The organism is Arthrobacter sp. AFG20, assembly GCF_002892795.1.
GTDB lineage: Bacteria > Actinomycetota > Actinomycetes > Actinomycetales > Micrococcaceae > Arthrobacter.
On record NZ_PJMC01000002.1, the window covers coordinates 132536 to 152511 of the forward strand.

The window sequence follows — 19976 nt, forward strand, 5'->3', positions numbered from 1 at the left end:
TCGCTGCTGCGCGCAGCGGGCCGAATGCTTGCAGGCACCTTCCATAACTGCTAGTCCTGTGAGGGAGGCAAGACCGCGGCGATGGCGCCGGGGTCAGCAGTACCGGGACGATGCAGAGTCAAGGAGTGTGCAGCATGCCGCGCAAGAACCCAGACGTGGAAGAGACAGACGACAAGGACCTGGAAGTCGGCAAGCCGAAGGAGTGGGCCGCCGGCATCCCCGGCGTCCTCCACTCCATGCAGCCAGCCATCAAGCACATGGGCCTGAGCAGGACGGAGAAGACGCTGCTGGCCCTGAACCAGAAGCACGGCTTCGACTGCATGAGCTGCGCCTGGCCGGACCCGGACCACCGCAAGACGTTTGAGTTCTGCGAGAACGGAGCCAAGGCCGTCACCTGGGAAGCCACGCCCGTGGTCATCGAATCGGAGTTCTGGGCGGAGCATCCCGTCAGCGAACTGCGCCAGAGGACTGAGTACTGGCTCGGGATGCAGGGCCGCCTTACGGAGCCGGTCTACAAGCCGGCGGGCGAGGACCACTACCGGCCCGTGAGCTGGGATGAAGCCTTCGGGATTCTGGGGCGGAAGCTCAACGGCCTGGCAAGTCCCGACGAGGCCGCCTTCTACACCAGCGGCCGGACGTCGAACGAGGCCGCCTTCATCTACCAGCTGTTCGTGCGGGCCTTCGGCACCAACAACCTGCCGGACTGTTCAAACATGTGCCACGAATCGTCCGGCTGGGCGATGGGCCAGACCATTGGCATCGGCAAGGCCACCATCAGCTACGACGACTTCGCCAAGTCGCAGCTCATCGTCATCCTGGGCCAGAACCCGGGCACCAACCACCCGCGCATGCTGACCGCGCTGGAGGAAGCCAAGGAGGCGGGCGCCGAGATTGTGGCCGTCAACCCGCTGCCGGAAGCCGGGCTGCTGCGGTATAAGAACCCGCAAAAGGTCAAGGGCATCATTGGCCATGGCACCGATCTTGCTGACCAGTTTCTGCAGATCCGGCTGGGCGGCGATATGGCGTTGCTGCAGGCCATCTCGAAGCGGGTCCTCGACGCCGAGGCGAAGAAGCCTGGGACCGTGCTGGACCACCAGTTCCTTGAGGAACACTGCGAAGGCCTGGAGGAGCTCAGGGCGCACCTTGACGGGCTGGACGAGGAAGCGGTCCTCGCAGCGACCGGGCTCCGCAGTGACGAAATCGACGAGCTGGCCGCCCGGTATCTGAAGGCGGACCGGGTGATCATCACGTGGGCCATGGGGATCACTCAGCAGAAGAAGGCTGTGGCCACCATCAAGGAGATCATCAACCTGCTCCTGCTGCGCGGAAACATCGGCAAACCCGGCGCCGGCGCCTCGCCGATCCGCGGGCACAGCAACGTCCAGGGGGACCGGACCATGGGCATCTGGGAGCAGATGCCGCCCGCTTTCCTAGATGCCCTCGGCAAGGAGTTCAGCTTTGACCCGCCGCGCGAGCACGGCGCGGACGCCGTGGAAACGATCCGCAGAATGCGCGACGGCGGGATCAAGGTTTTCGTGGCACTGGGAGGAAACCTGGTGGCCGCCATTTCGGACACCCACGCCGCCGAAGCGGCCATGGAGAACACCGACCTCACCGTTCAAATTTCCACGAAGCTGAACCGCTCGCACACGGTGACGGGCAAGGAAGCCCTCATCCTGCCCACCATGGGGCGCACGGAGATCGACTTGCAGGAGTCTGGTCCGCAGTTCGTCTCCGTGGAGGATACTGTTTGCGCCGTGCACCCCTCGGCGGGAAGGGTCGAGCCTGTGGCGCCGAACCTGCTGTCTGAGGTGGCCATCGTCTGCCGGATCGCGCGGGAGACGGTGGAGGGGAAGTCCAGCGCGGACTGGGCCGGGTTCGAGAAAAACTACGACCTCATCCGGGAGCACATTTCCCATGTGGTGGCGGGCTGCGAGGACTACAACAGCAAGATCCGGCAGGAAGGCGGCTTCGTCCTGCCCAACGGCCCGAGGGATTCGCGCACCTTCACCACGCCCACCGGCAAGGCCATGCTGACGGTCAACCACCTGGAGAGCATCGAGCGGCCTGCAGGCACGCTGATCCTGCAGTCTGTCCGCTCGCACGACCAGTTCAACACCACCATCTACGGGCACAATGACCGTTACCGCGGGATCAAAAAGGGCCGGGACGTGGTGTTTGTCAGCCCCGAGGACATCGCCGAGCTGGGCCTCAGCGACGGCCAATTCGTGGACATCCACGGCGTGTACGAGGACAACGTGGAGCGGGTGATGAGGAAGCTGCGCGTCGTTTCGTATCCCACGGCCAGCGGCTGCGCGGCCACCTACTACCCGGAAGCCAACGTTTTGGTGCCCCTGGAGAGCGTCGCGGAGGGGAGCAATACGCCGGCGTCCAAGGCTGTGCTCGTGCGGCTGGAGCCCACCGCGGAGCCCGCGTAGCGCCCGGCGCGCCGCAGGGGGCTCCTGCGGGTCCAGCCCCGCCCAGTAGCTGCCGTCCGGTAGCTCCCGTCCAAGAACTGGGGCTACTGGGCGGTGCTTGACCAGCCCTCGCTGTCGGGGCCGCCGTCTGTTCCGTGCTCGCAGAGCCGCAGTGCGACGTCGGCCGCCGACTGCACCGCCTCCTGTGGCGTCGCGCTGCCGCCCTTCGCCGCCAGCCCGGCGGCGTAGCCAACCAAAAGCGCGCTGACGGGTCCGGCCTGCTCGTTAACCGCGCGGGAAGACTCGCCGGCGAGGCGTGCCACCAGCTGCTGGTCCACCTTGAGATCCAGGATCTGCAGCGCCTGAATGAGCCGTTGGCTCCACTGGGCGAGGTCCTGGTCGGATGAGGAGGCGGCGCCGTCGTCGCCCTCTGTAATGCCTGTCATTGGACTCCCTTTCGCTTGGCCATTGGTGCCGGTGCCCCGCCGGACGCGCCGGCCGGGATTCTAGGTATCTATCGAGTTCATGTGCGGATAGCGCGCCCCTGCGGCAGCGCCCGCCGGGGCAAGTTCATCAAGGCGACCAAGGTCCTCCGCTGAAAGCTCGACGGCGGCCGCGCCCAGGTTCTCGGCCAGGCGTTCGCGCTTCTTGGTGCCGGGAATGGGCACGATGTGCTCGCCCTGCGCGAGCAGCCAGGCCAGGGCGAGCTGCGCCGGACTGCACTGCTTCTCATCTGCGAGTTCCTTGACCCTGTCCACAAGTTGCAGGTTGCGGGTGAAATTTTCGCCCTGGAAGCGGGGAGAGTGCCGCCGGAAATCATCGGCAGCAAAGTCGTCGTGGCTGCGCAACTGGCCGGTGAGGAAGCCCCGGCCGAGGGGGCTGTAGGGCACGAAGCCGATCCCCAGTTCCGCCAGCACGGGGAAGACCTTCGTCTCCGGCTCCCGCTCCCAGAGTGAATACTCGGTCTGCAGCGCCGTGATCGGATGGACGGCGTGCGCCCTGCGGATGGTCTCAGCGCTCGCTTCGGACAGGCCCAGATGGCGGACTTTTCCGGCTTCGACGAGCTCTGCCATCGCTCCGACGGTGTCCTCGATCGGGACCGCCTTGTCCACCCGGTGCTGGTAGTAGAGGTCGATGTGGTCCACTCCGAGTCGCTGCAGGCTGGCGTCGCAGGCGGAGCGGACGTACTCGGGACGGCCGTTGATGCCCACCCAGGAACCGTCGTCCCGCCGCTCGTTGCCGAACTTCGTGGCCAGGACCACATCGGAGCGCCGCCCCGCGATGGCCCTGCCGACCAGCTTTTCGTTGGTGAACGGGCCGTACATGTCCGCGGTGTCCAGCAGGGTTCCACCGGCGTCCAGGAAGGCGTGGATGGTGGCGATCGACTCGCTGTCGTCGCCGGTTCCGTAGAACTCGCTCATGCCCATGCAGCCGAGGCCGAGACTGGAGACGGAAAGTGAACCAAGTGTGCGGGATTCCATGGGGCTCTCCTCGGGTAGGTTGCGGGAGTGGCTCAGGGAGGTGCGGTGTAGTCGCAACTATAAGTCGACTTGCGGCATTTTTGCTCAACTTTCGCGGCGCCGAAACGCCGCCGGCCCGGGTCTCCCGCATGCTGACGCGGTTTTCCCGGTGACCGGCGGCGGTGTTGCTTCCGAAAGCGGTGCAGAAATGCGCGGTCCAGACCCACAACGGGGTCGGGAACAACAGCTACGGCGTGGGGCTGCCGCCGTTGACGTTCAGGGTCTCGCCGACCACGAAGCTCGACTCCGCCGAGGCCAGGAACACGTAGGCGGGGGCAAGTTCGGCAGGCTGTCCGGCCCGGCCCAGGGGAGTGTCCTTGCCGAACTCGGGCAGGGCTTCCTTGGGCTGGCCGCTGCTGACCTGCAGGGGTGTCCAGATCGGCCCGGGAGCCACGGCGTTCACCCGGATACCCTTCGGCGCCAGCTGCTGTGCCAGTCCCTTGGTGAAGTTGTTGATGCTCGCCTTCGTGGTGGCGTAGTCAAGGAGGGTGGGCGACGGGTTGTAGGCCTGGATTGACGTCGTGTTGATGATGGTGGAGCCGGCGGGAAGGTGCGGCACGGCGGCCCTGGTGAGCCAGAACATGGCGTACACGTTGGTCTTCTGCGTGTGATCGAACTGTTCGTCGGTGATGTCGCCGATGTCCTCCTGCGCCACCTGCTTGCCCGCGTTGTTCACGAGGAGGTCCAGTCCGCCCAGTTCCTGCAGCGCGGTGTCCACCAGCTTCTGGCAGGTAGCCGGGTCCTTGAGGTCGCCGGGGACTTTCACGGCCTTGCGGCCGGCCTTCTCGATCAGGTTCGCGATCTTCGCGGCGTCTTCCTCCTCCTCAGGAAGGTAGGACAGTACGACGTCGGCCCCTTCCCGGGCGAAGGCGATCGCCGTCGCTGCGCCGATGCCGGAGTCCGCACCCGTGACGATTGCCTTCCTGCCATCGAGGCGGCCCGTGCCGCGGTAGGTGTCCTCGCCCAGATCGGCCTTGGGTTCAAGCTTGGCGTCCAGGCCGGGCTCGGGCTGGTGCTGCTTCGGCGGCTCGATGTGCTCGTAAGCGGTGACAGGGTTCTTGAAGGTGTACTGGTCGGTCATGGTTCTCCTCCGTGGTGGTGTTGAACGCGGACAGGAACATCAAGGTCCGGGCAATGTTGGCATCGCGGGAATGCTAAGCATGCTTACCGTCTACCCTAACGAGACTGTGGCGGTGCCGCCAGTGGTGCCGTAAATCGGATTGCAAGGCACAGGCTTCTGACGCCGAAGGGCGGGCCGCGGTGATGGGTTGACGGCCACCCCTTCCGCGTACTGCATCGCCTGAATAGGCTGGCAGTCCCAGCCCGGCGCGCCGCGATTCCTGGCGGCCCTTCCGCCAGGCAATCCAGGACGCGGTAATGAAGGAGTGTAGGCGATGGACAACCAGGACATTCTGCAGCGCATCCAGGCGCTGGTTGACGAAGAGCATCAGCTCCGCGATCCTGCGGCGTCGGCCGCGGCCACCGGCTCCGGCGGGGGTGGCTCCGGAGAAGATGCTTCCGACGAGGGTGCAGCTGAGCGGGATGAGCGTCGGACCCGGCTGCGGCAGGTGGAAGAGGCTCTGGACCAGTGCTGGGATTTGCTGCGCCAGCGCCGGGCAAAGGTGAAGGCGGGCGAGGACCCCCATGATGCGGACGCCCGTCCTGTCAATGAGGTGGAAGGCTATGTGCAGTAAGAGTCGGCCTGTGCAGTAAGAGTCGGCCAGGGCAGTATGCGCCGGCCAGTGCGGTAACGGGCGGCCGCCGTCGGTAGCCGCCCTTCCACATCTGTGGCGCGTTATTGCCGGTGGGTTGTTACCGCGGGTGGTTACTGTTCCTGGCCGCTGTGCAGCCCGTCGTCGCTGCTGTCTGCGGACGCCGCGTCGCCGGTGTCGTCGGAGAGGTCCATGTTGCCGCGGGCTTCCTCCATGGTCGGACCGCCGGACGGGACGCTGTAGCGCTCCGGGCGAATGCCGTGCGACTGTTCCTCGATGAGCGCCTGCTCCTCGCTAAAGCGGATAACGTTGGCGTCATCACCGGCGTCGCCGGGAACGTCATCGCGGAGCTTTGAAGGGTCCGGAACGATAAAGCCGTCTGCCTTGCTGCTGTGTTCACTCACTGAACTCATCCCTTCCGTTTGGTGCCTCGATCTACATGGTAAGCCTACTTTCTATTGTTGATGCCGTGAAATGACCCAGGGAAGTAGCTCCCGCGGCCAGGAAAAAGCGTGATTTCCGCCTCAGTTCGGGTGTAATCCTCGTCATAGTCGGTCACGACACACAATGTTTACCGAGCAAAGTCGCCATAATTGCCCAGCTCTTGGCAAACTACTGGGGGAACAATCGCTCTGTAAGGGGAACCATGCGCAAGACTGCCGCCGAAAACACCAACATCCGCCTCAAGGCCGTGCTGGACGTTCTGGCAGAGGGGGTGTTGTCCGGTGACTCGCAGAACGCCGGCGCCGTGCTGGCTGAAGCGCTCGTACGGGTGCCGCTGAACGCCTACGAAGCTGAGCTTCTCAGCGGCGGGATTCCCCGCGGCCACAAGTCACTGACCACTGCCACGGCCAAGCTGGTCAAGGCTGGCTGGCTCGTCAAGGGACGCTCCGGCTGGACCATCACGGAGGACGGGCAGCGCGCGACGGTCGCCTTCCCGGACGCGGCCAGCTTCTCGGCAGCGCTCGACGCCGGTACTCCGGTCCCTGCCGACACGCCCCTTCCGGTGGCCGCACCTGCCAAGCCGGCAGCCACGAAGGCAGCCCCGGCAGAGGCCGAGAAGACTCCGTCCAAGGCGGCGAAGGTCGTCGACAAGGCGGCCAAGCTGATCGAGGACGCAGTAGCTCCCGTAGCCAAGGCTGTGCGCAAGAAGGCAGAGGCCGACGCCGAAGCACAGGCTCCCGCCGTCGAAAATTCCGCAGAAATCATCGACCAGCCCGCCGCGGTGGCCGTGGCCGGCGACTTCAACACCCTGCTCGGAGCCCCGGAGAACTGGGCGCCCCAGTACGACGAATCGCAGATGAAGCTGGACGAGCTGGATCAGCTGTGGAAGATTTCGGCTGAAATCCCGGCCGGCTACTACACCTTCAAGATCGCCCTCAACCGCTCCTGGGATGAAAACTACGGCGCGTTCGGCGCATTCGATGGTGCCAACCACGAACTGCACCACTCCGGCGGCCAGCTCACCATCCGCTACAACCACCGGACGCGGGACATCACCGTCAACTGATCCCGCCCGGCCGAAGCCCCGCTGCAGCACACGCTGCGGCGGGGCTTTTCCGTTGGGAGGGTCTATGCCTTCGGACCCGGTTCGTTAGCGATGGCAACACTTTGGATGCGATGCTCTCCGGTCTCTTTCCCGGTCGATGGATGAAAGCCCAGAATGGGGAGCACGTTCGCAACTCAAGGAGGAGCTTTGCGATATTCAGGGACATGGCGCTGTTCAGGGACATTGCGCCGTTCAGGGACATTGCGCCGTTCAGAAACTTTGTTCGGGGCCGCAGTCCTGGCTGCCGTCGTCGCACTCGCCGGTTGCGGGGCGCCTGTCCCGCCCGGTGGAGCGGGCTCTGGAGGACCAACAACGTCAGCCTCTTCCTCTGCTGCGGCCTCCGCAACGGGAAGTGGAACAGCGACGGCAATGGACAGCCCCGCGTTTGCCACCGCGACGCCGTCCGCAACGCCGCCTGAGGACTGGAAGACGTTTACGACGTCGGACGGCAAGTTGGCCTTCGACCTTCCGTCCGTGTGGGCCATCGAGGACCCTGCCGGACAGACGCCGCAGGGCGGCGGCGTGTTCGTGGAGGTCCGTAACCCTGCAGGCAAGACGATGGCCACGCTGCGCACCAACATGGTGGTGGGCGCGGAATGCACAATGAAGCAGCCGTACGGCATGTACGACTCCGAACCGCTACCGGCACTGAAGCAGTCCGGCAGCACGCCAAGGTTCACGTTCGAGTCGCGGCAGGACGATACCGCCACCGACCCCGCCAAAATGACGATCCTGGCCTACGGCATCACCTCGGCGCCGGAACCGACCGGGCCCACGGCCTGCCCGATAGCCCATTTCTTCACGTGGCCGCCAAGCGGGGCGATGTTCGGAGGGGTCTATAACCCGTTCGACACCACCCCGGGAAACCCGCCGAACGTGGACACGCCTGAGGCGTACATGGAAACCCCCGAATACAAGAACATCCGCGCCATGATCACCTCGCTCCGCCCGGCGGTGTAGACCGGCGAGATAGCGCCGCCTGTCGAGCCCGTTCTGGTCGAGCCCGTCCTGGTCGAGCCCGTCCTGGTCGAGCCCGTTTTGGTCGAGCCTGTCGAGACCCAGGCCGCCGGCGCTACATTGGTTCCATGACCGACTCGAACGCAGCCGACCCGGACATCGTCCGCCTCACCGCGCGGGTCACAGGCATGGTCCAGGGCGTCGGCTTCAGGTACTGGACCGCGCGCAAGGCCGATGAACTGGGGCTGACCGGTTCAGTCAGGAACGACGACGACGGTTCGGTCGCCGTCGTCGCCGAAGGCCCGCAGCCGGATATCGTCGAATTCAGGCGCTGGCTCGGATCATCGCACGCGCCAGGGAGGGTGGCGCACGTCGACGAGAAGGTCTCCCCGGCTGAGGGCGGATTCGGGAGCTTTCAGGTTGTCAGCTGAATCTCCCAGGGCTGAGCCCCAGGAAGGCCCCGAGTTCCTCGAGCGCGAAGGGCCGTGACGGCATGTAGTTCGTGAGCTCGGGGGAGCGGACGATCACGGCCCGCCACTGGCCGCGGGACACCGCCACGTTGATCCGGTTGCGGTTGAGCAGGAACTCGGCTCCGCGCGGTGCCTCGGCAATGGCCGAACACGCCATTGACACGAGCACCACGGGAGCCTCCTGGCCCTGGAACTTGTCCACCGTGCCCACCCGCACGTCCGGCAGGCCCTCGTGGTCCAGGGCATGCCGGATGGCCTGCACCTGGGCGTTGTATGCAGCCACCACGAGGATGTCCTTGGCTTCCAGCCGCCGGATCGGCTCGTCCTTGCCCGGCGTCCACTTGAGCCCGATATGCTCGCGTGCCAGTCCGACGATCTCGGCAGCCTCTTCGGCCGAACTCGTGGTGTTGCCGGCATGCGGCACGAGGACGGTTTCCATGCCCGGAGGCACGCCGTCGAGATGGCGCAGGGATGCCGCCGGCGCGGACTCCAGCCTGCCGTCGTAACTGAGCACCGACACCCTGCGGCACAGCTCGGGATGCATCCGCCAGGAATCGGCGAGGAAGTAGCCCAGCTCGGCAGGCATCGTGGCATGCCCCGCCGACAGCCAGCCGAGTGCCGACTCATCGACCGGCTCCGGATGGGAGCCCTGAGTGACCTGCGGAAGCTGCTGCGGGTCGCCGAGCAGCAGGAGCCGCTTCGCGGAGCGGGCCACCGCCAGGGTGTTGGCCAGCGAATACTGGCCGGCCTCGTCAATGACCAGCAGATCCAGTGACCCTGCGGGCACGCACTTGCCCGTCATGGTCCAGGCCGTTCCGCCAACCAGGCAACCGCCGTCGGCGTCCAAAAGCCTCACGATGTCCTCATCGGCGACGCAGGTCCAGGGAACGTCGTGCGGTTGCGCCAGTCTTTTGGCCACAACTGCAGGGTCCACCCCGGCCTTCGCAATGGCTGTGCAGAGCATGTTCTCGACGACGGCGTGCGACTGAGCGACCACGCCCACCTTCCAGCCGGCCTGCACCAGCCGGGCGATGACGTGGGAGCCGACGAACGTCTTGCCCGTTCCCGGAGGACCTTGCACCGCGACGTAGGACCAGTCAACGTGTTCCAGCGACTGGGTAATCGCAGACACGTAGTCGGCGTTGCCCTCCGCACCGTTGCTGACTGCAAGCAGATTCGGGAGGCCGGCCAGCCTGGGTGCTGTCCGGCGCAGGATGTCCACGCCGGGATGCTTGGGAAGTTCTGGCAGCGAGGAGCCGACGAGCTGCGCGAGTTCCGCCAGCGCGGCCTCGATGCTGGCGGTGGGAATGGGACGGTCGTCCGTCAGCGCCATGGGCAGCTGGAAGTACGGCGGTACCTTTCCCGTGGACTTCTCCGTGATGGTGATGACGGTCCGGCCGGGCTGATCGGGATGGTCCTCGACGGCTTCCACGCGCGTGCCGAAAATGCCGTCCCGGGAGGGCGGCATGGTGGCTTCGAGGCGTGCTTCAGCAGCGCCTGCCGACGACTCCGCAGCGCCCGTACCCGCACGCGCCGGCCCCGTGCCCGCGCCCTCCGACCCCCTTGCCGCACCCGCAGGCTGGCCCGCGCCCCGCCTCGGGGTCCGTCCGCCGTCGACCTCCCCGAGGCCGTCGGGCAGGGGGTCCTCGAACATCCTGAACCAGGTGGAACCCGGCTTGAACTCAGAGCCCTCGCTCATGATCCCGGTAAGCCGCAGGGTGCGGGACTCCGTCCGGGCACGTGCCGTGGCCGACGCCCAGTCCGAGGCGACCTCGGCTGCTTCGACAATGAACACGTTGCGCTGGTCCCGCCACCTGTCGACCTCGGATTCGAGGCGGTCGAAGTGCTCCCACCAGAACTGCTTGCGTTCCCGTCGGTGGTAGCCGGTGGCCGCGGCGACCATGGCCACGGACTGCTCGTCCGGCGTCAGCTCGCGGTGTTCCGGAATGGCGTCCAGGAAGGCACGCAGACTTGCTTCCTCCTGCGACGGTTCAGCGTCCGGGACTACATCCGACGGCGTTTGGGAACCGGAAGCTTCCGGGACGCCGACAGGCTCAGGAGCGCCGGCCCCCGTCAAAGCCGCAGGAGCGCCACCAGCACGCAGCTGCAGCAGCCAGTCGCGGAGGCGCAGCGTGGAAAGACAGTCGTACTGGTTGTAGTCGGAAATGGACGCCAGGATGGCCGCCGCCTCGGCCTGCGTTTCGGGTCCGGCGTCGCGCGCTTCGCAGTAGGCGGCGTAGGCCACCACGGAAGCGCCGGCGTCCTTGACGTCCCCGGAGCGCAGGTTGTCTCCCATGTACAGGGGCTCGAGCTTCTTGATGGAGTACGAGGCCTCCGAGATGCGGAGTGAGTGCCGGACCGTGGCGTACAGGTCCACGAGGAGGCCGTCCCGCAGCCACGAATCCACCACGTCCTCGCCGGCGACGTGGTTCAGCGAGAGGTTGCGCAGGGCCGTTTTTTCGTAGGGCGCATAGTGGTAGACGTGCATGTCCGGATACCGGGCCCGGCGTTCCTCCACGTAGGCGAGGAAGTCCAGGAACGCCTGCCGTTCATCCGCTCGCGAGTGGGCCCAGAACGGCCGGAACACCGGTTCCTGGCCCGGCGGATCAGTGGGCCGCGGGGCCTCAACCACGCCGAAGAGGTACTCCAGGCCCCATTGGCCCGCGGGATCCTGCCAGAGCGGGTCGCCCTCGAAGTCGAAGAAGATGTCGCCGTCACTCGGGGCAGGAATGCCGGCCAGCGCGTTGTCTGCCAGCACCTTGTACGTGACGGTGTGCGGCTTGCCCTCCTTCATGAAGGTGCGCGAACCGTCCTCGGCCTCACGGCCGGTCTGCATCCTGGCCTGGTCGCGCAGGCGCCGCCGCGAACCTGCGGCCAGCTGCAGCGGCAGGTCGGCGAGGGCGTCGATGGTGGTGATGCCGTCCGCAACCAGCTTTTTCCGCTGGACGGAGGTCATGCCTGCCACCATCAGCAGGTCGCGGTGCTGCGTCACCTGCTCGGCGCAGTAGTCGCACCTGCCGCAGTAGCTGACCCCGGGCTGCTGCCACGCCACGGGGGCCTCCGTGCAGCGGTGAGCAGCGGTGAGCTCACGGAATCGCGCCCGGCGTTCCCGGTACACGGGCAGCAGATCCGCCAGCGAGTGAAAGCTGCGCTCCATGTTGCCCAGCACCAGGGTGACGCGCGGGGCGGGTTCAAGGCCGAGCTTGATCAGCTGGTCGCCATACGCAGCGAGCTGCAGCAGCGCCCCCACCTTGGCGTGCCGTGCCAGCTTGGTGTCCCAGACCGCGTAGCGCGGGGCACCACCGCCGCCACCGGGCAGGTCAGAACCAGGCCGGCCAAAGCCAAAGTCAGAACCAGGCGAGTCAGCTTCCTCCCGCACCAGGAAGTCGGCGTAGCCGAGGAATTCGCCGTCGAAGAAGGTGGCTTGGAAGACGACGTCGGCGCCGGTGCGGAGGGCTGCGGCGGTTTCCCGGGCTTTGTCCGCCAGGTCGGCCCGGTCCGTGGTTCCGCGGTCTACGCAGTGGACCCCGGTGGCGCGCGCCCGATCCCAGGTGCCGTGCTCTTCGATAAGGGCAGCCAGCACCTTGTGCTCGTGGAGGTCGCCGAGTTTGCCAGCCCACGCCTGCATCTCGTCGGCGGGGAAATCGGCCTTGGGGGAGCGGCCCAGCTTCTCGTCCAGGACCCGAAGCGTGCGGTACTCGCATTCGCTGGCGGCCACGAGGTCGCTGGCTGAGAACACCAGATCAGCCGGTGCTCCCGGCGTGGCTGGGTCGAGCAGGAACATGGGGCCTCCCCATTGGCAGCCTCGCTCCGGGACGGTTCCCGGTGCGCTGATTTGAATCTAGCAAGAGGCTGTGACAATCACGCCGCACCGGATGGGAGCTGCGCCAATGGGGGACCCTATATGCCTGCGCAGGTTAGGTGACGGGCTGCTTGCCGTTGTGCGAGTAGGTGAGGCAGTCGGCGTTGTCCGGGCCGGGGCCAACGTGGACTTCCGATGCGTTGCACATGAGGTGGTCGTTATGGACGCATTCCGCCCGCTGGCACGCTCCAACACCGGCGAGGACCTTGGGCAGGCCGCCGTGTATGCCGGTGTCGATGAACGTGGCGCAGGAGGCGTGGTCTGTGGTGCCGCCAACCGTGATGGCCTCGGCGTTGCATTCTGAGTGGTCGTTGAAGGAGCAGTTGGTGACGCTGCAATCGGCTACGTGCGTGCTCATTGGGTTCCTCAAGGATTCCGGACGCCCCGGCTGGGCGGCTCGCTGTTCCCAACGTAGGCCCGATGGGCCGGATCAAAAAGACCCAGTTGTGTTGCGTAATTGACGTAATTGCGGAAGCCCGCCCCGCCGGAGCCCATGGACCCTTTGAGGTACCAGTTCTAGACTGGCAGGACCCTCCACCTTTAGGCCCGACGGCGTCGTCAAGCCTTTCAACGGAATGCCCTGGAGGGCGCATCACATCACTCATGATTCACCGCCGACCCTTCACGGGAAGGGTCCGTGACGCCAGGAGGAAAGAGATGGAAGGGAACAAAGCCGTTGCCTACAAGGGACCCGGCAAGGTGGAAGTCATCGATATCGACTACCCCACTTTTGAACTTAAGGACGGTCCGGGCGTAAACCCGGCCAACGTGGGGCGCCAGGTGCCCCACGGCGCAATTCTCAAGACGGTGGCCACCAATATCTGCGGCTCGGACCAGCACATGGTCCGAGGGCGGACCACGGCGCCGCCGGACCTGGTGCTGGGCCACGAAATCACCGGTGAAGTGGTGGAGGTGGGGGCCGGCGTCGAATTCATCAAGGTCGGGGACATCTGTTCGGTGCCCTTCAATATCTCCTGCGGCCGGTGCCGGAACTGCAAGGAGCGCAAGACCGGCATCTGCCTCAACGTGAACCCGGACAGGCCAGGCTCCGCTTACGGTTATGTGGACATGGGCGGCTGGGTGGGCGGCCAGGCCAACTATGTCCTGGTGCCGTATGCGGACTGGAACCTGCTCAAGTTCCCGGACAAGGACAGGGCCATGGAGAAGATCCTGGACCTCGCCATGCTCTCGGACATCTTCCCCACCGGCTATCACGGCGCCGTATCGGCGGGAGTCGGCGTCGGCTCCACGGTTTACGTCGCGGGGGCGGGTCCTGTTGGGCTCGCAGCGGCGACGAGCGCGCATCTGTTGGGTGCCGCCGTCGTCATTGTGGGCGACATGAACAGTGACCGTCTGACGCAGGCCCGCAGCTTCGGCTGCGAAACCGTGGACCTGACCAAGGGCGGTCCGGTTGAGCAGATCGAGCAGATCCTCGGGGTCCCCGAGGTGGACTGCGCCGTGGACGCTGTGGGGTTTGAGGCGAAAGGCCATGGCGAGGGTGCCAAGGAGGCGCCGGCCACCGTGTTGAATTCGCTGATGGACATCACTGCCGCCGGCGGTGCGCTGGGCATTCCTGGACTGTATGTCACAGGTGACCCGGGCGGCATCGACGAGGCCGCCAAGAAGGGATCCCTGAGCCTGAGCCTCGGGACGGGCTGGGCGAAGTCGCTGAGCTTCACCACAGGACAATGTCCGGTGATGAAGTACAACCGGCAGCTGATGATGGCCATCCTGCACGACCGCGTGCAGATCGCCAAGAACGTCAATGCCAAGCCGATCCTGCTAGAGGACGCACCGAAGGGCTACGCCGAATTCGACGCCGGCGCCGCCACGAAGTACGTGCTGAACCCGAACGGATACCTCAGCTGACGAAAGGGGCAGTGATGCGGGGCCGCAGGCAGTTTTCCACTTAAGGGTGGACAGCATGCGGCCCCCATTGCCGTCGTCGTGGAGTAGGGCCAGACTCGTGGAACGACCAAACGAGCCGCAGGAGGAGATCCATGAACAGCCAGCCGGACGAAACACCCCTCGAAGTCCCGGAAGTCGATGCGTTTGAGCAGCGCCAGCCGGTTGGCGGGGAGTCGGGGGACGAGGAACCGCGGCCGTTGCCCGAAGACGTTCCGGAAGCGGACGCCCTCGAGCAGCGGACTCCGCTGAGGTCCAACGGACCGGCGGCCGCCCCGGATCTCTCAGCGGAGGAAGCAGCCGAGGCCGACGCCATTGAGCAGGCCTCAGGCACGCCCGGCAGCGACGAGGACGACTACCCGTTCGCGGGCGAGGTGAAAGAGCAGGACTGAGGAGCGGCCCGTCCGTCCGGCTTCGGGGCGGCGGTGGGCCTGGTTACTTGGTTCCAGCTACAGTGCCGCCGCACTGGGCCAGGACGGAGGCCATCGCGGTGCGCTCGGCCTGGGTCACCCACAGCTTGTACTTCGCCTTGACCGAAATCTGCCGCGCGACGTACGGGCAGCGGTAGGCCTTGCTGCTCGGCAGCCAAGTGGCGGCGTCGCCGTCTGACTTTTGCTGGTTGGCGGGGCCGGACGCCGCCAGCAGGTTGAGGGGATCGTTGGCGAAGGCGGTCCGCTGTGCCTTGCTGAGGCGCTGGGCACCCTTCTGCCACGCGTCGCTCAGGGCAACGACGTGGTCGATCTGGACTGCGCTGCTGGTTTTGCTGCCGCGCGTGAAGGCGATGGTGGTGGCCGTGTACGGATCTGCCAAGGAGCCGGTCAGGACGATGCAGTTCTTCGTTCCGGGCTTGAAGGTTGTGGCTTTGAGGTCCCGGGCGAGGATGTCGTTGCGGGTGTCGCACCCGTTGTGGTCCGTGTCCGACCACGCCGGCCCGAACTCTTCCCGGTCGTAGCCGGTTTTTGGTGCACGGCCCTTGACGGGCAGGGTGGCGAGGAGATCGGCTGCTTTGACAGCGTAGCCGGGCGCGTTGCCCGCTGACCCGCCGGGAACAGCGTCCGACGACGGCTGCCGGCTTGCGCTGATAGCCCCGCCGCAGGCGGTGGTGGCCAGGATGACGGTGGCAAGGGCGCCGGCTGCAAACCAGTTCCTTCGGCGGGGCGGTGCTTGGTGCAAGGCGGTGTACTCCCGGGGCGCTGGTTGTCGATTCAACGATCGATCGTACTGGCCGGCCGGGCGGAGCTGGCGGTGCCACGCGGATGACGTACTGAAACGCAGAGAGCCCCGCACTGCCTGACGGCTTTGCGGGGCTTCTCCTAGCGGCAGGACCACCTCGGATGGGGGATACGCGGTGGGCCTGCTCCTAGGCTAGAGAAGTTTCCTGAAAATTGGCTAGGAATGTGCGGGATTTCTTGTTGACCCGTTTTGGGTGCCCGCGTGGCCTCCGGCGAAGCTACAGGTCCTTGACTTCACCGCCGGGCTAAACCAGTGTTGAAACCGCACTGACCAGCAGGTTTTTCCTTCAAAGGAGATGCGTCATGACTCTTCCCGCAGGCCTGACTCCCGGCATTTGGACACTCGACATGTCCCACAGTGAGATCGGCTTCAGCGTGCGGCACGCCGGGATCAGCAAGGTCCGCGGGCGGTTCCGGGAAGCTACGGGCGAAGCTCACGTGCGGGACTCCCTGGCCGACTCGTCGCTGCATGCCACCGTCAGCACCGCCAGCTTCGATTCCGGTGACACCAACCGTGACGCCCACGTACAGGGGGCGGACTTCTTCGACGTCGCGGAATTCCCGGAGATGACTTTCAAGGGCACGCAGATCGACGGCGACGGCGAGGATTACACCTTGACGGGCGACCTCACCATCAAGGGCATCACCAAGCCGGTCGAGCTTGAGGTCGAGTTCACCGGCGTCGCCGTCGACCCCTTCGGCGCCACGCGTGCAGGCTTCTCCGCAGAGGCCGACATCAGCCGCAAGGAGTTCGGCCTGACCTGGAACGCGGCCCTGGAAGCCGGCGGGCTCCTGGTCAGCGACAAGGTGAAGATCAACCTCGAGGCTGCGCTGGTTAAGCAGCAGTAGCACCCGGCCCGTCGGGGCCGCCATCCTCCGCGTGCTCGGTCGCGTAGACGCCCGCTGAGCGGACGTGACGCTCCCGGATGGGCCCACGCCGTCAGGGTTCCCTGGCCGAGCTTGCGAGGTTAGGGAGACGGTGGGGACTAGGAAAGCCGGGCGATGCTGCGCCTTACGGGGCGGGATACTGTGCCGTCCGAGAAGAGTTCGGGTGATGACGCCTGGATGCGCTTGACGTCCTCGAAGACGCCGCGCAGGTGCACTCGCAGCGAGCTGTCTGCTTCCGTGCGGTTGTTGGCCTCGAGCGCGTCCACCACGGCGGTGTGCTGTTCGATCAGCGTGGACACGGGCCGGGCGTCGATCAGGCTGAGCCGGCGGGCGCGGTCCAGGTGGGCCTTGGCCGAGTTGACCGCGGTCCAGGCCGACTCGTGCCCTGCCAGGCGAAGGAGGTCGCGGTGGAAGTCCTCGTCGAGCCGGAAGAACTCCTCGACGTCGCCGGCGGCCTCTGCATTGCGCTGTGCGGCCAGGATCTCCCGCAGTCCGGCGAGTCCGGCGGCGTCGACCACCGCATCCTTCAGGGAGGCGCATTCGATGGCCTCGCGGACGAACTGGGCCTCGGCAACACGGCCCAGATCCACCAGCGAGACGAAGGAACCGATCTGCGGGAAGACCTGCACCAGCCCCTCTTCGCGCAGCAGGATGAGGCTTTCGCGCACGGGCGTCCGGCTGACACCGAGTTCCTGGGCGAGCTCGTTCTCGGACAGCGGCTCACCGGGAGGGAGCTGCAGGGAGATGATGCGACGCCGGAGCGTATCCAGTGTCTGGTCCCGCACGGAAAGCCGCGGGGACTGCCCTTTTTCGGGTTTGCCGGTTGCCATGCATCCAGTGTAGCGACCGTTGACAAACTAGAATGGTAGCGCTTGTATGGTAGTCAGCAAGCGGCCAAAGGACGGCTCTCCTGTCCGCCGAACTGGCCACATTTCACAGGCATATCTCTCCACCTCCCCTTCTTCATCGCCTGCAAAGGAGCAACAGATGACCGAGAGCATCGCACCGCCCACCGCCCAGACCGAAACAAGGACCACCCGCGACCTTGCGAAGGTTGCGGTCTCCGGCTGGCTCGGAACGGCCATGGAATTCATGGACTTCCAGCTCTACTCGCTGGCTGCGGCCATCGTCTTCAACAAGATCTTCTTCCCGGACGTGAGTCCGGTCATCGGCCTCATCGCCGCGATGGCAACCTACGGCGTCGGCTATGTGGCCCGCCTGGTCGGTGCCGTGTACTTCGGCCGCATGGGCGACAGGATCGGCCGCAAGAAGGTCCTCTTCATCACCATCGCGCTGATGGGTGCGTCCACCACGCTCATCGGTGTCCTGCCCACGTACGCCATGGTCGGCATCTGGGCGCCCATCCTCCTCGTGGCACTGCGACTGATCCAGGGCTTCGGTGCGGGCGCGGAAATCGCCGGCGCCACCGTGATGCTCGCGGAATACGCCCCGGCCCGCCGCCGCGGCCTGATCTCCTCGCTCGTCTGCCTCGGCACCAACTCCGGCACCCTCGCCGCCTCCGCGCTTTGGGCCATCCTGGTGGCGGTACTTTCCGAGGACCAGCTGCTGACCTGGGGCTGGCGCCTGCCGTTCCTGGCCAGCTTCCTGCTGATGATCTTCGCCGTCTGGATCCGCCGCTCCCTCAAGGAGAGCCCCGTTTTCGAACAGCGTGAGGACGTCGTCGACGGCGTCGCACTTGCCAAGCGTGACCTCGCCGCCGAGGCGGGCACCGCAGCAAACGAAGCAGACCAGCCCAAGCACAAGACGCAGTCCACCAGCACGATCGAAGCCGCGCTGCACCAGCGCAAGGGCAAGTCCTTCCTGATCGCCCTCGGCCTCCGCTTCGGACAGGCGGGCAACTCGGGCCTCATCCAGACCTTCCTCATCGGCTACCTCGCCACGGTCCTGCTCATGAACAAGTCCGTGGGCACCACGGCCATCATGATCGGCTCGATCATCGGCTTTGCCACCATCCCCTTGATCGGCATCCTGGGCGACCGCTTCGGCCGCCGGCCCCTGTACATCATCCTGAGCGCCCTCACCGCCCTGTTCGCGATCCCCATGATGCTCATGGTCACCAGCGGCAACCCGACGCTTGTCACCATCGCCATCGTGGCCGGCCTGAACCTCGGCGTGCTGAGCCTCTTCTCGATGGAAAGCGTCACCATGGCCGAGTTCTTCGGAGCCCGCACCCGCTTCACCCAGCTGGCCCTGGCCAAGGAGATCGGCGGCATCCTCGCCACGGCCATCGGCCCGCTCCTCGCCGCCACGCTGACTGCCGTCACCGGGCACTGGTGGCCGCTGGCCGCCATGCTCATCGGCTACTCGCTGATCACGCTGGTCTCCGCAGTTGTTGGGCCCGAGGTCCGCGGCCGCGACATGGTCCGCCTGGAAGACGCCGCATGAAAGCAGTAGTCGTCCACGGCGCCAACGACCTCCGCATCGACGAACGCCCCGAGCCCGTCGCCGGGCCGGGGGAGGTTGTCCTCGACGTCGAGTGGGGCGGGATCTGCGGATCCGACCTTTCCTACTGGCGCCATGGCGCCTCCGGAACCGCGCAGCTGAAGTCCCCGCTCGTTTTGGGCCACGAGGTGGCCGGCCGGATCGCCCAGCTGGGCGACGGCGTCGAACACCTCGACGTCGGCCAGCCGGTCACGGTCCACCCCGCGGAACTCGTGGGGGACGGGATCATGCCGGAGCGGCTCAGCGGCCGGACCAACCTGTACCCGCAGATCCGCTACTTCGGATCGGCAGCCTTCGACCCGCACACCGACGGCGGCTTCAGCGAACGCAAGCTGGTCCGCGCGTCGCAGGTCCGTCCGCTTCCCGACGGCGTGGACACCCTCCGCGGGGCACTTGCTGAACCGCTCGCCGTCGCCCTCCACGCGGTGGGCCGCGCTGGTGACCTTGCCGGCCGCGACGTGCTGGTCAACGGCGCCGGGCCGATCGGATCCCTGGTGATCGCGGCCGCCAAGTACGCCGGCGCACGGACCGTCATCGCCACGGACATCAATGACGCCTCGTTGAAGATCGCAAAGGCCATGGGCGCGGACGAGGTCCGCAACCTTTCCGACGGCGGATCGCTGCCGGAAGACGTGGAGCTTGTGTTCGAGGCCACCGGGATCCCCGCTGTACTGGGCGGCATCCTCCGGGCAACCGCCCGGGGCGGGACCATCGTCCAGGTGGGCAACCTGCCCGGCGCACCGGCCCCGGCTGCCCTCGGGGATCTCGTGACGCGGGAAATCACGTGGATCGGCTCCTACCGGTTCGCGGACGAGATCACCGACGCGCTCAAGGCCATGTCCGACGGCCTGGACGTCTCACCCGTCATCACCCACAAGTTCGGCATCGACCAGGCCGCGGAAGCCATGCGGGTCTCCGCGGACCCGGCCGCCGGCAGCAGCAAGGTCATGCTCCGCCTCTCCTGACCCAACTAAGTAGCAGCAGATGGCGTTCTGAGGGCT

General features: G+C 66.2%; 18 protein-coding genes. 10 read left to right on the plus strand and 8 right to left on the minus strand.

Translation table 11 applies throughout. The annotated features are described in order from the left end of the window. Positions 1-134: 134 nt before the first annotated feature. Entirely contained in the window at positions 135-2438 is a 2304-nt protein-coding gene (locus CXZ05_RS02565) for an FdhF/YdeP family oxidoreductase (RefSeq protein ID WP_102971059.1), read from the plus strand. A gap of 83 nt (positions 2439-2521) precedes the next feature. Here the strand turns inward: CXZ05_RS02565 and CXZ05_RS02570 are convergent, their stop codons facing one another. The 3 genes from CXZ05_RS02570 to CXZ05_RS02580 all read right to left on the minus strand — a co-directional run bounded on the left by CXZ05_RS02570 (position 2522) and on the right by CXZ05_RS02580 (position 5018). Next, positions 2522-2863, minus strand: a complete 342-nt coding sequence (locus CXZ05_RS02570) for a DUF6457 domain-containing protein (RefSeq protein ID WP_102971060.1) — start codon at positions 2861-2863, stop codon at positions 2522-2524. A gap of 60 nt (positions 2864-2923) precedes the next feature. Then, entirely contained in the window at positions 2924-3898 is a 975-nt protein-coding gene (locus tag CXZ05_RS02575; RefSeq protein ID WP_102971061.1) for an aldo/keto reductase, read from the minus strand. Positions 3899-4124: 226 nt separating this feature from the next. Then, the gene (locus tag CXZ05_RS02580) at positions 4125-5018 is read right to left on the minus strand and encodes a glucose 1-dehydrogenase (RefSeq protein WP_102971062.1); all 894 of its coding nucleotides are present in this window, start codon (positions 5016-5018) and stop codon (positions 4125-4127) included. A 313-nt stretch (positions 5019-5331) separates the two neighbouring features. On the opposite strand from CXZ05_RS02580, the gene CXZ05_RS02585 reads away from it, so the two are divergent. Then, positions 5332-5631, plus strand: coding sequence for a DUF2630 family protein (locus CXZ05_RS02585; protein WP_102971063.1), 300 nt, complete (start codon positions 5332-5334; stop codon positions 5629-5631). Positions 5632-5762: 131 nt separating this feature from the next. On the opposite strand, the gene CXZ05_RS02590 is transcribed toward CXZ05_RS02585, so the two are convergent. Then, a complete protein-coding gene (locus CXZ05_RS02590) occupies positions 5763-6062 on the minus strand; it encodes a hypothetical protein (protein ID WP_102971064.1) in 300 nt (99 codons plus the stop codon). Between the two features lie 233 nt (positions 6063-6295). Between CXZ05_RS02590 and CXZ05_RS02595 the strand changes: the two genes are divergently transcribed. The 3 genes from CXZ05_RS02595 (at position 6296) to CXZ05_RS02605 (ending at position 8586) form a co-directional block, all read left to right on the plus strand. Next, positions 6296-7159, plus strand: coding sequence for a glycosidase (locus tag CXZ05_RS02595; RefSeq protein WP_102971065.1), 864 nt, complete (start codon positions 6296-6298; stop codon positions 7157-7159). 408 nt (positions 7160-7567) lie between these two features. Then, positions 7568-8158 (plus strand): hypothetical protein, encoded by a 591-nt coding sequence (locus tag CXZ05_RS02600; protein WP_258006413.1) that lies wholly within the window; start codon positions 7568-7570, stop codon positions 8156-8158. 125 nt (positions 8159-8283) lie between these two features. Continuing rightward, positions 8284-8586: an acylphosphatase gene (locus CXZ05_RS02605; RefSeq protein WP_102971066.1), complete on the plus strand. Its 303-nt coding sequence runs from the start codon at positions 8284-8286 to the stop codon at positions 8584-8586. On the opposite strand, the gene CXZ05_RS02610 is transcribed toward CXZ05_RS02605, so the two are convergent. Continuing rightward, positions 8579-12409 (minus strand): TM0106 family RecB-like putative nuclease, encoded by a 3831-nt coding sequence (locus CXZ05_RS02610; RefSeq protein WP_180987235.1) that lies wholly within the window; start codon positions 12407-12409, stop codon positions 8579-8581. The genes CXZ05_RS02605 and CXZ05_RS02610 overlap by 8 nt on opposite strands. A 133-nt stretch (positions 12410-12542) precedes the next feature. Beyond that, positions 12543-12845 carry a DUF1540 domain-containing protein gene (locus tag CXZ05_RS02615; RefSeq protein ID WP_102971067.1) on the minus strand — a complete coding sequence of 101 codons (303 nt, stop codon included), beginning with the start codon at positions 12843-12845 and terminating at the stop codon, positions 12543-12545. Positions 12846-13144: 299 nt separating this feature from the next. Between CXZ05_RS02615 and fdhA the strand changes: the two genes are divergently transcribed. Together fdhA and CXZ05_RS02625 are read left to right on the plus strand one after the other, a co-directional pair. Then, positions 13145-14356 carry a formaldehyde dehydrogenase, glutathione-independent gene (fdhA, locus tag CXZ05_RS02620; RefSeq protein WP_102971068.1) on the plus strand — a complete coding sequence of 404 codons (1212 nt, stop codon included), beginning with the start codon at positions 13145-13147 and terminating at the stop codon, positions 14354-14356. A gap of 131 nt (positions 14357-14487) precedes the next feature. Further along, entirely contained in the window at positions 14488-14784 is a 297-nt protein-coding gene (locus CXZ05_RS02625) for a hypothetical protein (RefSeq protein ID WP_102971069.1), read from the plus strand. A 43-nt stretch (positions 14785-14827) separates the two neighbouring features. On the opposite strand, the gene CXZ05_RS02630 is transcribed toward CXZ05_RS02625, so the two are convergent. Next, on the minus strand, positions 14828-15601 hold the full coding sequence (locus CXZ05_RS02630) for an HNH endonuclease family protein (protein WP_258006414.1): 774 nt from the start codon (positions 15599-15601) through the stop codon (positions 14828-14830). Positions 15602-15927: 326 nt separating this feature from the next. Here CXZ05_RS02630 and CXZ05_RS02635 point away from each other — a divergent pair, with 326 nt between their 5' ends. Then, on the plus strand, positions 15928-16473 hold the full coding sequence (locus CXZ05_RS02635; protein WP_102971071.1) for a YceI family protein: 546 nt from the start codon (positions 15928-15930) through the stop codon (positions 16471-16473). A gap of 137 nt (positions 16474-16610) precedes the next feature. Here the strand turns inward: CXZ05_RS02635 and CXZ05_RS02640 are convergent, their stop codons facing one another. Beyond that, positions 16611-17342 carry a GntR family transcriptional regulator gene (locus tag CXZ05_RS02640; protein WP_102971072.1) on the minus strand — a complete coding sequence of 244 codons (732 nt, stop codon included), beginning with the start codon at positions 17340-17342 and terminating at the stop codon, positions 16611-16613. 157 nt (positions 17343-17499) lie between these two features. Between CXZ05_RS02640 and CXZ05_RS02645 the strand changes: the two genes are divergently transcribed. Together CXZ05_RS02645 and CXZ05_RS02650 are read left to right on the plus strand one after the other, a co-directional pair. After that, complete coding sequence (locus CXZ05_RS02645; protein WP_102971073.1) at positions 17500-18918, plus strand: MFS transporter; 1419 nt, start codon at positions 17500-17502, stop codon at positions 18916-18918. Beyond that, entirely contained in the window at positions 18915-19940 is a 1026-nt protein-coding gene (locus CXZ05_RS02650) for an L-idonate 5-dehydrogenase (RefSeq protein ID WP_102971074.1), read from the plus strand. The genes CXZ05_RS02645 and CXZ05_RS02650 overlap by 4 nt, the downstream gene beginning before the upstream one ends. Positions 19941-19976: the final 36 nt, after the last annotated feature.